The 14,043-nt window shown below is 56.3% G+C and carries 11 protein-coding genes and 1 rRNA gene; 6 read left to right on the top strand and 6 right to left on the bottom strand.

The genetic code is table 11. The features are described from left to right. Positions 1-81: ribosomal RNA gene (locus EI77_RS13965) — 16S ribosomal RNA — on the bottom strand; the annotation flags it as partial. 735 nt (positions 82-816) lie between these two features. Between EI77_RS13965 and EI77_RS13960 the strand changes: the two genes are divergently transcribed. The 5 genes from EI77_RS13960 to mdoH all read left to right on the top strand — a co-directional run bounded on the left by EI77_RS13960 (position 817) and on the right by mdoH (position 6,326). After that, complete coding sequence (locus EI77_RS13960) at positions 817-1,611, top strand: SDR family NAD(P)-dependent oxidoreductase (protein WP_133795898.1); 795 nt, start codon at positions 817-819, stop codon at positions 1,609-1,611. A gap of 18 nt (positions 1,612-1,629) precedes the next feature. Then, positions 1,630-2,466 carry a carboxylating nicotinate-nucleotide diphosphorylase gene (gene nadC / locus EI77_RS13955; protein WP_133795897.1) on the top strand — a complete coding sequence of 279 codons (837 nt, stop codon included), beginning with the start codon at positions 1,630-1,632 and terminating at the stop codon, positions 2,464-2,466. Positions 2,467-2,547: 81 nt separating this feature from the next. Next, positions 2,548-3,495: a polymer-forming cytoskeletal protein gene (locus EI77_RS13950; protein WP_133795896.1), complete on the top strand. Its 948-nt coding sequence runs from the start codon at positions 2,548-2,550 to the stop codon at positions 3,493-3,495. A 108-nt stretch (positions 3,496-3,603) separates the two neighbouring features. Beyond that, on the top strand, positions 3,604-4,182 hold the full coding sequence (locus EI77_RS13945; RefSeq protein ID WP_133795895.1) for a hypothetical protein: 579 nt from the start codon (positions 3,604-3,606) through the stop codon (positions 4,180-4,182). Positions 4,183-4,184: 2 nt separating this feature from the next. Further along, the gene (gene mdoH / locus EI77_RS13940) at positions 4,185-6,326 is read left to right on the top strand and encodes a glucans biosynthesis glucosyltransferase MdoH (RefSeq protein ID WP_166647256.1); all 2,142 of its coding nucleotides are present in this window, start codon (positions 4,185-4,187) and stop codon (positions 6,324-6,326) included. 23 nt (positions 6,327-6,349) lie between these two features. Here the strand turns inward: mdoH and EI77_RS13935 are convergent, their stop codons facing one another. The 5 genes from EI77_RS13935 to EI77_RS13915 form a co-directional block, all read right to left on the bottom strand. Beyond that, positions 6,350-7,318: a TIGR03885 family FMN-dependent LLM class oxidoreductase gene (locus tag EI77_RS13935; protein WP_133795893.1), complete on the bottom strand. Its 969-nt coding sequence runs from the start codon at positions 7,316-7,318 to the stop codon at positions 6,350-6,352. A 143-nt stretch (positions 7,319-7,461) separates the two neighbouring features. Continuing rightward, complete coding sequence (locus tag EI77_RS13930) at positions 7,462-9,291, bottom strand: alpha-amylase family glycosyl hydrolase (RefSeq protein WP_133795892.1); 1,830 nt, start codon at positions 9,289-9,291, stop codon at positions 7,462-7,464. A gap of 139 nt (positions 9,292-9,430) precedes the next feature. After that, positions 9,431-10,372: an ArsR/SmtB family transcription factor gene (locus EI77_RS13925; protein ID WP_133795891.1), complete on the bottom strand. Its 942-nt coding sequence runs from the start codon at positions 10,370-10,372 to the stop codon at positions 9,431-9,433. Between the two features lie 241 nt (positions 10,373-10,613). Beyond that, positions 10,614-11,642, bottom strand: coding sequence for a serine hydrolase domain-containing protein (locus tag EI77_RS13920; RefSeq protein WP_133795890.1), 1,029 nt, complete (start codon positions 11,640-11,642; stop codon positions 10,614-10,616). Beyond that, complete coding sequence (locus EI77_RS13915) at positions 11,639-12,532, bottom strand: SDR family oxidoreductase (RefSeq protein ID WP_166647255.1); 894 nt, start codon at positions 12,530-12,532, stop codon at positions 11,639-11,641. The genes EI77_RS13920 and EI77_RS13915 overlap by 4 nt, the downstream gene beginning before the upstream one ends. Before the next feature lie 74 nt (positions 12,533-12,606). On the opposite strand from EI77_RS13915, the gene EI77_RS13910 reads away from it, so the two are divergent. Further along, positions 12,607-13,863 (top strand): NAD(P)/FAD-dependent oxidoreductase, encoded by a 1,257-nt coding sequence (locus EI77_RS13910; RefSeq protein ID WP_133795888.1) that lies wholly within the window; start codon positions 12,607-12,609, stop codon positions 13,861-13,863. The last annotated feature ends 180 nt before the right edge of the window (positions 13,864-14,043 follow it).

The following is a 14,043-nucleotide window of genomic DNA, read 5'->3' as shown; positions in this document are numbered from 1 at the left end:
ACCAGAAATATCCCGTTCGACTTGCATGTCTTATCCACGCCGCCAGCGTTCGTTCTGAGCCAGAATCAAACTCTCCAAAAATTGGTGCTGACTTTAGTTTCCTTAAGTCAGCTAAATTGACCTTGCCATTCTTTCAGGCAAGCTGCGCATTCCATAACACGCAGCGCACAATTTAGCTTTCGTTTTTGTCTCTCCAAATCACTCAAACTCACTCAGCTTCCGCTTCGCTCATTCTCGCCAATCTGAAGATGTTGTTTTCTGAAAGATCACTTTCTGATTTCCACTCCGTGAACAACTTCATTGCTCGCTTCGTTTTTGTCAGCCGCTCCTGTTTCGGTGGCGGATTGGCAGTATGGCCAGTCCCGAGATCCCCGCAACTCCTTTCTGCTCTTTTTTGAAGGTTTTTTCGCTTTTTGAGGCCTTCCCCACGGCCGGAATACCGCATTCTATCGATCATCTTTTTGTTATACTCTACGGGCTAACTTGGAGTATGTTCGTCTGTGCGAAGGTACGGCTCATTTTTAGCCTTATGAACCTTGGTGAGTTATTCACAAAAGCCTGTCGAGTCAGCTTTTCTCGACCGTTTTCTCGATTCTTATGAAATTACAGTTCATTGGGTGGCTGCCGGGACGCCTCAGTCAGCCAATACGCTCTTTTTGAGACCCCAAATTTACCAAAGTCCCCGCACAAAATCTGGATTTTGATTTTGAACCCCAGTTGAAGGGCTCATCTCACTCTTTGATGGCGCCGTGAGTAGCGGATTCAGCGGAGGGACATTGACTTCCCTGCCCTTTTCCACGATTTCAGTCTTTCTCTATGAGCCAACCACATGCTTTTGACCTGACGGGCCGCACGGCGTTTGTTTCCGGAACTTCACGCGGCCTGGGGGAGCGGTTCGCGCTGACCTTGGCGAAGGCGGGCGCGGACCTGGTTATCTCCAGCCGGACGATGGCCTCTCTTAAAGAGATGGAAAAGCAGGTGACGGACTTGGGGCGCAAATGTCTCTCTTTAGAACTGGATGTGCGATCCATCGAAAGCATCACCGCAGCGGTGGCGGCGGCGAAGGGCCAAGTGGAGAAAATTGACATCCTGGTCAACAACGCAGGCTGCAACGTCCGCAAGCCAGCGACGGAGATCACCTGGGATGACTGGAACTTGGTGGTGGACACGAATCTGCGCGGCACCTTTTTCCTGGCGCAGCAAGTGGCGAAGCAATTCATGATTCCTGCCGGATACGGACGCATTATCAACATTGGATCCGTAACCTGTGTGGCGGGCTATGCGGGTCTGGCACCTTATGGGGCTAGCCGTGGTGGGGTAAAGCAGATGACGATGAGCCTGGCGCATGACTGGGGTAAGAACGGCATCACCGTGAATGTGCTGGCACCAGGGTGGTTCAAGACTTCCCAAAACCGGGTGATGTATGAAGATGCGGGCTGGGTGGAGTATCTGACGGAACGCATCCCCCTGGGACGGCCCGGCGCAATGGATGACCTGGAAGGTCCTCTGCTTTTCCTGGCATCGGAGGAGAGTCGTTATGTAACGGGCCAGCTTTTGCTGGTGGACGGCGGCATCTCTGTGGGTGCGACACGCGCACTGCCGAAGAAGTGAGTTTTTAAATATCCACCTATGGACTCAAGTACTGAACAATTGATCCGCGCTGCCATCGCTGAAGATGTGGGCAACGGCGATGTCACGGCCACTTATTTTGTGCCTGAGGAATCCGTGTCAAAAGCGCGGATCGCCGCCCGCGAGCCGGGTGTGGTGGCAGGCATGGAAGTGGCTTTGAGAGTTTTTCAGGAGATCGAGCCCAGGATCGAGGCCAAGGTGGTGCTGAAAGATGGCAGCCCTTTCGAGGCCGGAGATGTCTTGCTGGAACTATCCGGTCCCTCCCGGGGAATCCTGACAGGTGAACGCACAGCCCTAAATTTCCTACAACGCCTCTCCGGGGTGGCCACACAGGCAAGGCGGTATGTGGAAGCAGTAAAACCACACCCGGTGCAAATCTGGGATACACGGAAGACGACTCCCGGATGGCGACTGCTGGAAAAGGCCGCTGTTAAAGCCGGTGGCGGCACCAACCATCGCATGGGTCTCTATGATCATGTGATGGTGAAAGACAATCATCTGGCGGCTAATGGAGGCCTGGAGGAATTACAGGCAGCCATTGACCGGGTGAAGCAGGACCGGCCAGACACGCGCATCCAATTAGAAGCGGACAATCTGGAGCAGGTGGCAGGCTTTCTGACCTTGCGAGGGGTGGACATGCTACTGCTGGATAACATGGGGCCGGTGAAACTGCGTGAAGCCGTGGAAATGAATGGCGGGCGGCTATGGCTGGAGGCCAGCGGCGGCATCACTTTGGAGACAATCCGGGACGTCGCAGCGACGGGGGTAAATGCCATCTCTGTGGGTGCATTGACCCACTCGGCCCGTGCTCTGGATTTAGGTCTGGACTTCCTGTGAAACGAGCGCGGGCATCGGCAGGTGGTGAAATAAGCACTACCCGCCGGGGCTATTGTTGCGTACTCTGTAACGTTACCGCCCATGCTCGATCCCTTCATCACGCTGAGTGAAGCCGGCTTCTCCCCGAAGGATGAAGCAGGCGTTCCTGAGCCTGGAGTCTGGACGCCGGAGCTGATCGCCAGCCTGGACTGGATGCGGCTGGCGGAACTGGTGCGTGCCATTGCGGCGCATGCAGGATGTGAGCTAGCGGGCTCCCGCGTCTTGCCAGACGGTGCGCTGGTGTTTGGGATGATCGAACAACCCACCACGGCCTATCCGCAGCGTGCGTTGGTGAAGATTTCCGGCTGGAACGAATGGGGCGCAACGCCTGAAAGTGTGAATCATTTTGCGCGGGAAGTGCGCACGGCCAGCAACACGCGTGGCATTTTGATCGCACCGGCCGGATTTACGGCCACGGCTCTTACATCGGCGCAGGAGCACCGGATCGAAACAGTGGATGCGGCGGCCTTATGCTCCTTATTGAAAACACTGCCACCAGAGCGAAGCGATCTATTCTTCACCATCGCCACAACCGGTGCCTTTACACAACCGACCTGCCCAGTCTGCCTAGCGAAACTGCAACGGGTGGATACAGACGGGCAGGAGCGAGCCCCACAGATGCAGGTCATTTCTGACCGAGGGCTGTATGCCGAGTGTGTGACCTGTGATCTGCTGGACATCGCCCCAGGGGCGGAGGTTGAATTTTTATACCCTGTGCAGACGCGGGCCATGCGGGTATGCGGTCACGCCACAGGGGATTTTTCGTGCGATGGAACCATCACCATCCAGGCGGGAGGGACGCTGGACGGGCGCATCGCCGCCAGATCCGTGAATGTACTGGAAGGGGGCGAGCTACGCGGACAATTCCGCATTTTGGAAGGAGGCAGCCTGGAGCCGTTCGTGACGAAACCTGACCGTTGGCACTGGAGCTGTAGCAACGGCCAAGGCAAGGAAGGCTGCGCAGGCGTATTCTTTGAGCCTCATACCTAAAAGTGGCGATTTCCTTTGGCTCCCAGGTATAAACTAAAGTGCTTTTGAAAACTGCTTCCCTAGAGGCAAAATCTGCGCATCTTAATGGCGGCTCGCAAGTGAGCCCTCATGGAAGCTGTCAATATCCAATTTGCACCCGATACGGGCACGGAAGAAGAGTGGAACGAGGCGTATGCCCGTCTTGCTGACTATTTCCGTTCCTACCAATTGCATAACCGAATCCGCCGCACCCAGCTCATCCTGGAAACTTTGCGACGAGCGGCTGATGCGCACCGTAAAGATCCTACCCGGACGCCAACGGCGCACAGCATCGAGCAGGCTCGTGTGATGATGCGTGAATGGCTGGGGGTAATCTATAGCGACATGCATCTGAATGAGTCTCAGCTTGAAGCTGCGGGCAGATTGGGCTTTCACCTCAGCGGCGGGCCGACCCGCTGGCCAAACTTTTTCCTGGATAAGGAGAACTTGCCCAAGGACATGACGGAGGCCATGCGTTCCGCCGTGCGCACCTCTGGTCCTGGAATGCAGGTCAGCAAGATGACGCCACGCGATATGGATCTCGGCATTGTTTCCGAAGTGGCTGAAGACACCTTTGACCGCTTGGGTCGCCACCCCATCATTCGTTATTCCATCCTGGTCAGCATCGTGGGCGGTGTGCTGGGTTACCTATACTTTTTACTCGGATGAGCATGACCGGAGCCAGCACGGCCAATATCAATCTGACTGCCGGGATGCCGCCGCCACGAATCGCACGTACCCGGCGCGCCACTTTCTTTTCATTTGTCGGCCTGGGCACCATTGTGGGTGTCTGGCTGATGTTTGTGTATCTCTCTGAGCACGGCATGCGCTGGTCCGAATGGGGATTGCTGGCGGTTTTTGTGCCTCTGTATTACCAGCTCAATGTCGGCTTTTGGACGGCGCTCTTCGGTGTGTGGCTGATGAACCGGCCTCACCCAGACCCGCTAGATCTCTGGCGCACCTTGAAGCCGGAGGACATGGAGGAGGATATCACGGCGAGCACGGCCATCATCATGCCGGTCTTCAATGAAGATGTGACGCGTGTGTTTGAAGGCCTGCGTGCCATTTATCTGTCCCTGGAGCAAACGGGTCAGTCCAAAAATTACGACTTTTTCATCCTCAGCGATTCCAACCAGACGAGCCAGTGGATCGAGGAAGAAACAGCCTGGCTGGAGCTTTGCCGTCAGCTCAATGCCTTTGGCCGCATTTTCTACCGCAAGCGCCGCAAGCCGATCAACCGCAAGAGTGGCAACGTGAGTGACTTCTGCCGCCGATGGGGCAAGCGCTACCGCTATATGCTAGTGCTGGATGCAGACAGCCTCATGTCCGGTGGACTGCTCACCAGCATGGTGCGCATCATGGAGAAGAATCCTGGCATCGGCATCCTACAGACGTTTCCAAAGCAGATCGGAGCGGATACCCTGCTGGGCCGCGTGATGCAATTTTCTCAGGCATTGTATGGCCCGCCCTTCATGGCAGGACTGGACTACTGGCAGTGTGGCGAGGCCAACTTCTGGGGACACAATGCCATCATTCGTCTGGAGCCATTCATCAAAAACTGTGCCCTGCCAGCACTTCCTGGCAAGGAGCCCTTCGGCGGGCATATCCTGAGCCACGACTTTGTGGAAGCAGCGCTCATGCGTAAAGCAGGCTATGCGGTGCGGCTTCTAAATACCATTCGTGGAAGCTATGAAGAAGGCCCGCCCACTCTGGTGGACATGCTGAAACGCGACCGCCGCTGGTGCCAGGGAAACATGCAGCACTTCTGGCTTCTGTTTGCCAAAGGCTGGCATCCAATGAGCCGGCTCAATTTCCTGCATGGCATTCTCAGCTATGCCAGCAGCCTGCTGTGGTTCTTCTTCCTGGTCTTCTCGACATTCCTGGCGGCGACCCGTCTGCCACATGACAACCCTCAGTCCATCCTGGCTGAGCAACTTTTGTTAGGCGTGACCATCATGCTGATCTTTTTACCCAAGGTCACAATCCTGCTGGATGAGGTGCTCACAGGCCGTCTTTTCAAACCGTTGAAGCGGCGTCTCATGACCTTCATGAGCAGCATGGCGGATACAGTGGTTTTCACATTGATGGCACCCGTGCTGATGATTTTCCACTCGCAGTTTGTCGTCTATACTGTGTTGGGAAAAGGCGTACGCTGGGTGACGCAAAGGCGTAAAGTGGACGGCGGTGTGGATTGGGCGGAAGTCTTTTTCACCTTCTGGCCCGTGTGCCTCATCTCCATTGTGTGGGGAGTCATCGGCTGGTTCGTTTCTCACAGTTTCCTGCTTTGGATCAGCCCCATCTTAGGTGCCCTCTTCCTGGCCATACCCGTGGCCATCCTCGTCTCGGGGCGGAGTTCAGGGTCTCGTTTTGGCCTCTTCACCACACCGGAGGAAACGGACCCTCCAGGAGTGCTGGCGATGATGAATGAAAATCTGCTGGAGATCAAAGGCCGCATCCATTTGCCACCTGAGCTGGAGAAGCATCACGGCCTGCTCCAGGTGTGCCTAGACCCGTATGTCAACGGACTGCACGTGAGCCTCCTGCGCCGCCGCAAGAACATCCACGTCTCGCGGACCTATCTGGACCAGCTCGCCACGCGGCTGATCAAAGAAGGCCCACAGTGCCTGAATCCCCAGGAGATCAAAGCCATGATCCACGATACCGAGACGGTTACGGATCTACACTATCGCCTCTGGTCTGCGCGTGATCACGAACTGGCACCTTTTTGGGCCACTGCGATCCGCCAGTATAACTTGGCGGCATCCAGTCCCTTCACGCACACGCTGGCACAGCGGGAGACTCTAGCGGCTTAGCAGTCAAAATTCTCAGGGGCAGTCTATTGAAATTGCGGCAGCACCTGGCTGCCGAAGTCGTCAATGAACTCCTCCTGGTTCGTGCCGATGTTATGCAGCACGATCTGGGTGAACCCAGCCGCGAGATCATTGCTGATCCACTCGGCGTGTTCATCGAGGCTGTCTGAAATACGGATCATTTCGTCCATGTCCTCTGGACGTACACGCTTGCCTGCGGCATCGAATTCCGCAGGGGTGCGCAGCTCAGCCAGAAGATCTGGGGCAAAGGCCACGCTGCGCCATTGCTGGTGGGCTTGCAGCCGGGCCTCTTCTTTCGTGTCCGCATAGGACAGGCCGCTTTTAAGAAAGAGCGGTTTGCCTTCCCCTCCTCCACGATGAAAGGCCTCCACCATTCTTTTGAGTTCGTCTGGAGGACGGGAGGTGGTCAGCAGCGCATCGGCCCACCCGCCCAGCCATTCCGCGGTCTTCTCAGTGATGGCGGCACCGACTAAAAGCGGCGGCTTCTTTGGCAAAGTATATAGCTTGGCTTCCTCCACATGTACAAGGCCACGATGCGTCACCATCTCTCCAGCCCAGAGCGCGCGGATGACATCGGCGCACTCCCGCAGACGGGCATTTCGCAGGTCCTTAGCAGGCCAAGGAAGGCCGGTCATGCGTTCGTTGATGGCCTCGCCACTGCCGATAGCCAGCCAATAGCGGTCCTCATACATTTCGCACAGCGTGGCCGCCGCCTGGGCGACGACAGCGGGATGATAACGATAGCCCGGACAGCAAATCATGGCCCCAGGAAGGGAAGTGGCCTGCAGCGCCGCCCCCATCCATGACCACGAGAAGCCAGCTTGGCCCTGCGCCTCGCTCCACGGATGAAAGTGGTCCGAGCTGAAAAAGCCCCCGAACCCAGCCTGCTGAGCACGCTGGACCCATTTCACTAGGTCGCTAGGCCGGAATTGCTCATGCGAGGCGTGATAACAGATTTGTACTCCAGGTGACATAATGAATTGAGAAGATTCGGAGTGTGGCCCCAGCCATTGATGGACCCGGAAAGGATTCCCAGATTCATGGCCTGTGAGTTCGCGCCCAAAAACACCCCCGGATGTAGCGGATGAAAATATGCTGAGAATTCAGACCCCAATGATTACCGTTCCCACCGGTCACGCCACTTGGCCGCGCCCTTTTCGGGCAAGACACGACGTCGCGGTGTGCGATTCTCACGCTTGGCACCGTCGATGGTATCAGGCTTTAACACCACATACTTGTAGGCGATGGGCTTTCCGGATGATGCATCGAACCCCACTTCACCAAACCAGGTGTTGTCGTTCACGCATTCCAGATACTGCATGTGCTCCAGGTCCCATTCACCCAGTTCTGGACAATCCCCCACAACGGCCACACGCTCGCCAGCCTCAGTAGGGATGCCGTCCACTTGCACATGCACGACGGTACAATTCTCACAAGTTTTGCCCCGCATCGAAAACACCAGCATGTCCATCGATTCCAATTCGAGCTTCATACCGCTGTTCTTCACCTGTATTTCCCGCTGGCTCAGCAGGCATCGGTAGGATCCATCTGGCAATGCCAATCCCGTCACCTTGAGCTTTCTTTTCTTGCCCCGGTTCAGGATCACCAGGCACCGGGAGTCACGATAACGTCGCATGAATACATAAACATCTTTTTCCACGCATTGCGGCCACACACCTCCCCACTGGAGAGATGGGTTGAGCCGTCTCTCGCAGCTCAAGATCGAAATGATGCGGCGGGCTTCCGTTTGCCCCCAGGTTTCCATCATGGGGCGGTTGTAAGGGTCCTCTCCACCTTCACGGTTGGAATACAGGTACTGCTCGCAGCCATAGTAGAGGCAGGGTATCCCCCTCAAGGTCAGCAGAAGAACCAAGGCCAGATGGAGCGACTCCCGGTCCGGGTTGAGGGTCTGGAAACGGGGCATGTCGTGATTCTCAATGAAGGTCACCAGCTCGCTCGCACTCCGGTATTTGCCATCCTTGCTCAGGATTTCCTGCACCAGAAGGAACCCTTGGCGCTTCCGCTCCCCCAGGCAATCGCGGATCGCTTGGCACAGGCCGAAGTCGAGGATGTTCATGCCATCCTCATTGGCGTACTCTATAGACTTCTCATTGTCAGGATGGCTGTTGATCCATTCACCAAACACAAACGCATCCGGTTTAAACGTGTGCATGTCCGTGGTGAATTCCTGCCAGAACCACAGCGGCATGTGCTTCACCGTATCCACTCGTAGTGCATCGACACCCCGGCTCAGCCAGAGCTTGATAGCTTCCTTGATGTAGCGCCGGTAGCGGATGTTGTTTTCGTTAAAAGTGGCCAGTCCTCCCAGTTCTTGATTTTGAATTTGCCATTCATCCTCCCAGTCAGTCACGTCGCCATAGTGGTGATACCAATGATCCACATCATTTTCATGGTCGGCGACGAGCTTGCCGTCATCGTAGAGCTTGCCTTTGCCCTCACTGGTGGCCGGAGAGCTGTGGTTGCAGACAATATCCAGGACGAACTTCATGCCACGCTTGTGGATTTCCGCCAGCAGGCGGTCAAACAGAGTGTCCTTGCATTGGAACAACGAAGCCTCGCCAGGATCATTGAGCCAACGGGCATTGATGCGCTTGAAGTCCCGGGCCCAGTAACCATGCACGGGGGCACGGCATTTATCATCCTCCAACCCCTCCACCTGCTCAAAAAGGGGTGTCAACCAGATGGCCGTGACACCGGTCTCCTGCAGATAATCCAGCTTGTCCAAAACGCCCTGGAGATCCCCACCCCAGTATTTGTTCCAATCCTGTCGGGACGGATCATTCAGCTTACTGTCCCCCGATAGATTGTTTGGATTTCCATCATGGAAGCGGTCCAAAACAATGAAGTAGATGACCTCCCGACGAAATTCAATATCGGCAGGTGACAGGGATTTGAAACCGGCGGGGTCGAGATCAGGTGCATTCATAGCATTGCCTCTCAGGCAAGACTCATCGCGCTGCCTGCCACCGACGGACGTACGGTTAGCTGTCGAGTTGTGCGGCAAGCCAAGTTACCGACGAAAGCACCCCTGGGATGATCTCTGGCAGGTCATGCCATCGCTTCAATTACGCCTTTTGCGCGAGCGCTAGGATCGTCTGGAAATGCGGACTCTGAGACTCCCGATGAACGAGACTGGTCTCTGTCTGCTGGAAGCCGGCTTTGCTGAGCATCTCGTGCAGTTCAGCCTCGGAAAAGCCCAGCCAGACATCGGCATACAGTTCCCTGGCCTTTTCAAACTGATGCTTCAGCAGGTCCAGGATGACGATGCGGCCGCCGGGCTTCAAGATCGTGAATGCGGCACGGATAGCCCGGTCAGGATTTAGCGCATGATGCAGGGCTTGGCTCAGAAAGACGAGGTCCACCGTGCCTGGTGAGATCGGCGGCTCCTCAATGTCACCCAGGCGATATTCCAAATTCGTAAAGCCATGCTTGGCTGCCAAATCAGCTCCATAAGCCACCATCTTTTCACTGTTATCCACGGCGATCACTTTTTCCGCCCGCTGAGCCAGAAGCTGGGAAAGCGTGCCCTCCCCGGCACCAAGATCAGCAATGACCAAAGGCGGCAGCAATTTTAAGAGCGTTTCACCCAGACCTTTCCATGAACGGCCAGGGATGTAATGGCGACCAAATTTACCCGCCAGAGTATCGAAGTAAGCCTGCGCGGAACGCGTGCGCTTTCTCAAGACCACCTTTAGCGCGGAGTCATCCTTTTTAGCTTCCTTCAGCTCCGCGCCTGCCGCCTCCATGAGGGCGATGAAATGCTCATGCGCCGCCTTGTCCTTGCTGCTGGGTTCATCGAGCTGATAGAGTCGGTTCTTGCCACTGCGTCTGTCCGTGACCAGCCCTGCGGATTTTAGTTTCGCGAGCTGGGCCGAAATATTCGACTGAGGCAGCGCCAGCACTTCCTGAAGCTCCGCCACACTCAGTTCCTCCTTCTTCAGCAGCAGCAAAATCCGCACCCGCGTCGGGTCGGCAATGAGGCTGAGCGATTTAAGAATTGAGGCCATGCCACCAATGTATCAACATATGATGATGTATCAATGGCTGAGTGTCTAAAGCCCGAACCTGGATGAATTGAAAAATTAAGTTAGACTCAATCCATGTTTACCCGGGAACAGCTCTGTGAAGACAAAAGGTTTCAAGACCTGCCTTTCAAAATCGACACCAATGCCCGTGGCCAGATTCTCATGAGTCCAACCTCCCTGTATCAAGGTCGCAACGCCCATCGGATCGCACGACTGCAACTGATCACCCCAGCAGCGTCCGCAGCAGTTGGCCGTCTGAATAGGATGCATTCACTCCCTGTCGGACGATGACCAGTCCTCTGGAAGGAATGGCATAAAGCCGCTGGTAGCCGCTGCCGATGCAGGCGATGAGGTCTTGGGGAACGTCTTTGGCGATGCAGACTTGGGCCCAGTTTTGGCGATCCCAATCCACTTCCAGGAGGTCTTCGATATCAATCTCACGTGCGCCTGGTTTCCCGGCAGCGCGGTTGTTCCAGAACCCAAAGCTATACGCAGCATTGGCTGAGGAACCTTCCAGCAAGGCATCCATGGAGGAGGCTTTCAATACAGGGCGGCCATTGGCCAGGAGCAGATCGCCCATGCGAGCCCATTGAGCGGGAGTCATCAAAAAACCTGCGGCCAGCAGTGGATTGCCTTTGGCATCGGCCAGATACCGTTGCGACCCCAGACCGAGCGGACGCAGGACTCGGCGCTCCAAATAGTGTGTGGGGGATTCAGTGCGCCACTTGCCGGTGAGCTTCTTTTTCAGCACCTCATGAAACACCTGCAAGGGACTCGGGCCGTAGATAAAACTTCTTCCAGGTGTGCCGACCAAGGGTCGGTCCACGGCCATCTGATTTCGGTCCTTCAGGCCGTCCTGGTGCAGGCGCAGGCAGCGCTCCAGGCCGCAACTGAAGTCGAGGAGTTGCTCAATGACGATGTCTTTTTTACCTCCTTCATTCCAGGACGGCAGGGTGGCGGATACTTTTTCATCCAGAGATATTAGTCCGTCCTCCACAGCAGCCATCGCAGCCAGCCCCCAGAAGCCCTTGGTGCCGCTGTAGATGCGCCGCGCCTCGCCACGCTTGGCCCCATTGAAGTAACTTTCATGAATGACCTTGCCATGCTGCTTGATGAACAGAGCGTTGCCTTTGTGGCTGGCCACGTATTTGGACGCGGCGGAGATGTTCAGGCCTGCGGCTTCAGCAGCAGCCAGTGGCGAAGCGGCCAGACCGGAGAGGAGTTGCAAAAAATGGCGGCGAGAAGGGCTCATGCGCTGGGTTTAACAATCAGGGATACGATATGCTCCTCTAGCACAGACTGCCAGCTTCGCGGTGTTTCTCCCAGGAGAAAACTCAGCCGGGCATTGTTCATCACCGTGAAGGGTGGACGGGCAGCTTTGAACTGAGGAAAATCCCGCAGACGCAGTCCATGGGTGGCATGACAACGGCCCACCAGCCCGTGTTGATGCGCCAAGTCCAGGGATACCTGCGCATAGTCCCGCCAAGTGGCCACACCCGCATTGCACAGATGCAGCAGGCCTGAGACGGAGGCCAGTTCCACCAGCAGACGCTCCAGCCATCGGGCGATGTCCACCGTGCTGGTGGGCACGCTCCATTTGTCCTCAATAAACCCCAGGGGCAAACCCTCACGCGCACGCTGGATCGCGGTTTCCGGCACACCTCCACCTTGCGGACCAAAGAGCCAGGAAACGCGGGCGACGAGGGCCTCCGGGCAGGCTTTTAGCACCGCCTTTTCCCCTTCCCGCTTGGAGCGACCATAGGCGTTCACCGGTTGTGCAGGTGCTTTTTCATCCAGGAAAACGCAGCCGTTTCCGGCGAACACATAGTCCGTGCTCACGTGAATGAACCGTACCCCACGGCTGGCACAGACATTGGCCACCACACCGGAAGATTCTGCATTCACACGCATGGCCAGGGCAGGATCGTCTTCACAGACATCTGGACTCGTCACCGCAGCGGCATTGATGGCGAAGTCAAAATCCAGGTCGTTCAAGGCTTGCGCCACGGATTCCGGTCGGTTCAGATCCAGTATCTGACGACCTGGGGCCAAGATCTCATAACTCCTCACAAAATGAGCCGCCAGAGTCCCGCCGAGGCGGCCTGTGGCACCGAGAATGAGCAAACGAGGTCTGTCTGGCATAACAAGAACATCACAGACGGCTCCGCTGCCTCTTGCAATCAGAAATCCGGCATTCATGGTGCAGCAGATTCATTATGAGCACTCAACAGCCCAGCATTGCCATCATTGGCGCCGGACTTTCCGGGCTGGCCTGTGCGCGCATTTTGACTAAAGCGGGACTTAAATTCACCCTCTATGAAGCGGCCGATGCCGTGGGTGGGCGCGTGCGGTCAGACGTGGTGGATGGATTCACCCTGGACCGCGGCTTTCAGGTACTGCTGCCTTCGTATCCTGAAGCACGCCGGGTGCTAGACTATGAGGGACTGAAACTAAGGCCGTTTTATCGCGGAGCCGACCTCTTTTACAAAGGCAAGTTTCATCGTCTCTCAGACCCCGTCAACCATCCCAGTGATGCGGTCAAACACAGTCGGGATCCTTTCGTCTCCTGGATGGATAAATGGCGCACCCTCGTGTTACGCACCGAGGTGCTGACGACGCGTAAGATCGAACGCCGCATCCCCGAGATGGAGACTGAGGATTACCTGCGCGATTTTGGATTCAGCGAGGAGTTTATCGACCGCTTTTTCCGCGCCTTTTTTGGCGGCGTGTTTTTGGAGAAGGATCTGCGCACCTCCGCGCGCATGTTCTTGTTTTTATACTCCATGTTCAGCACCGGCGGTGCCGCCCTGCCGGCGCATGGCATGCAGGCCATACCTGACCAAATGGCCATCTCCCTGCCTCCCGGCTGCCTGCGGTTGAATACGCCCGTGACATCAGTCCGCGCTGGGGAGATCACCCTGGCCAGCGGTGAAATCATTCATCCGGATCACGTCATCGTTGCCGTGAGTGAAGAAGTAGCCGCGAGCCTACTGCCGGACGCTTTTGGTGAAAAACTGCTTCCAGCCCGTAGCACCACCTGCCTCTATTTCACCACGGATCTACCCGTACCCGAGACCCCCACCATCTACCTGGATGGCGATGGTCGAGGTCCTGTAAACAGCGCCTGTGTGCTGTCAAAAATCTCCCCCCTCTATGCGCCGAACGGACAGCATCTCATCTCCGCCAGCATCATCGGCGCTCCTTCCAGCGAAGAACTGGAAGGCGTCGTGCGCGACCAGATGGCCGCTTGGTTTGGTGAAAGCGCGTATCTTTGGAACCACCTACGCAGCTATCAGATCCGCTACGCCCTGCCTGAAAGCCGCCAGCTCAGGTTAGGCGAAGGCCCCCTCCCTGCCGTCCTGGCCCCCGGTCTCTATCGCTGCGGCGACTGGTGTGAAGATGCCTCCATCAACGGAGCCCTCATCAGCGGACGCCGCGCTGCGGAAGCGGTGATTGGTGCAACAGCCACATAACTTCATTGGTTTCAAAAGATACTCTTAGGTCTGATTGGGGAATTGTAGAAACAGTCAAACCACCGCCCAACTCTCGCAAATTACCGACAACCGCCCGCGTCTCCGGCACGCACCCTGCTAAGGGCGAATTGACAACCATTCTCAGCGGTCTAGTCTCCGCGCCCATTTCTATCCCTAAAC

Source organism: Prosthecobacter fusiformis (genome assembly GCF_004364345.1).
Lineage (GTDB): Bacteria > Verrucomicrobiota > Verrucomicrobiia > Verrucomicrobiales > Verrucomicrobiaceae > Prosthecobacter > Prosthecobacter fusiformis.
Note: the sequence above shows the minus strand (reverse complement) of the source record. Positions and strands in the feature narration are given on the sequence as shown.

Excerpts from the sequence above, each read along its gene's own strand:
- EI77_RS13960 (WP_133795898.1), top strand. The coding sequence starts at position 817 with ATGAGCCAACCACATGCTTTTGACCTGACGGGCCGCACGGCGTTTGTT.
- nadC (WP_133795897.1), top strand. The coding sequence starts at position 1,630 with ATGGACTCAAGTACTGAACAATTGATCCGCGCTGCCATCGCTGAAGAT.
- EI77_RS13950 (WP_133795896.1), top strand. The coding sequence starts at position 2,548 with ATGCTCGATCCCTTCATCACGCTGAGTGAAGCCGGCTTCTCCCCGAAG.
- EI77_RS13945 (WP_133795895.1), top strand. The coding sequence starts at position 3,604 with ATGGAAGCTGTCAATATCCAATTTGCACCCGATACGGGCACGGAAGAA.
- mdoH (WP_166647256.1), top strand. The coding sequence starts at position 4,185 with ATGACCGGAGCCAGCACGGCCAATATCAATCTGACTGCCGGGATGCCG.
- EI77_RS13935 (WP_133795893.1), bottom strand. The coding sequence starts at position 7,318 with ATGTCACCTGGAGTACAAATCTGTTATCACGCCTCGCATGAGCAATTC.
- EI77_RS13930 (WP_133795892.1), bottom strand. The coding sequence starts at position 9,291 with ATGAATGCACCTGATCTCGACCCCGCCGGTTTCAAATCCCTGTCACCT.
- EI77_RS13925 (WP_133795891.1), bottom strand. The coding sequence starts at position 10,372 with ATGGCCTCAATTCTTAAATCGCTCAGCCTCATTGCCGACCCGACGCGG.
- EI77_RS13920 (WP_133795890.1), bottom strand. The coding sequence starts at position 11,642 with ATGAGCCCTTCTCGCCGCCATTTTTTGCAACTCCTCTCCGGTCTGGCC.
- EI77_RS13915 (WP_166647255.1), bottom strand. The coding sequence starts at position 12,532 with ATGCCAGACAGACCTCGTTTGCTCATTCTCGGTGCCACAGGCCGCCTC.
- EI77_RS13910 (WP_133795888.1), top strand. The coding sequence starts at position 12,607 with ATGAGCACTCAACAGCCCAGCATTGCCATCATTGGCGCCGGACTTTCC.